Source organism: Snodgrassella sp. W8158 (assembly GCF_016100435.1).
Taxonomy (GTDB): domain Bacteria; phylum Pseudomonadota; class Gammaproteobacteria; order Burkholderiales; family Neisseriaceae; genus Snodgrassella; species Snodgrassella alvi.
Genome location: NZ_JACFSM010000015.1, coordinates 1 through 748, shown reverse-complemented (window position 1 = coordinate 748; position 748 = coordinate 1). Strand labels below are relative to the sequence as shown.

Genomic DNA, 748 nt, shown 5'->3' with positions numbered 1-748 from the left:
GCCCAGGAGAAGACTCGAACTTCCACACCATTGCTGGCACATGGACCTGAACCATGCGCGTCTACCAATTCCGCCACCTGGGCTTATTCACCAACACCGTTGTGCTTGTGAAGTTGTGCATTATATATTTTTGGCTAAGATTGTCAACAGTATTACTAGTACATCAGACTATATCTATTGATTATCAAAGAAAAGTATTTTCCAGCAAAGAAAATTGGACTTAATTGTGTAATCACTTTTTTACTAAATTGCTTTTATTCAAGTTTATTTCTTAGCAAATTTAGCTTATTTAGGTTTCTTAATTAAGTATGAGATTTAAAGGTATTTATTTTTTACACTCTAATAACTAAAATCGATTATGAATACGTTTATTCAAATCAGCATGTTCGAGGAACCCTTCTCTTCTCTTAAGTTGGAATTAATGTAATTATTTATATTTGTATACTTCGTTATAGCTTTAGCCCTCGCTATATAGTCCGTCATAATAATTTTCATTAATTTAAAACAATTGTGCCGATGTGAAAGTATATCTTTAAGATACAGATATTCAAAATTTATAAGGTTTATAAGCTTTTGTGAAAGTCTACAGTGAAAACTATTCTGAATTGCTTTTGAAAAGAAATTTTGAAGATTGAAGTTTATTACTAGATAAAGAAAATAACTTGGTGCCCAGGAGAAGACTCGAACTTCCACACCATTGCTGGCACATGGACCTGAACCATGCGCGTCTACCAATTCCGCCACCTGG

The 748-nt window shown here is 33.6% G+C and carries 1 tRNA gene; it reads right to left on the bottom strand.

The window, feature by feature from the left end:
• Window positions 1-83 (bottom strand) — tRNA-Leu (locus H3V11_RS11715).
• Window positions 84-748: the final 665 nt, after the last annotated feature.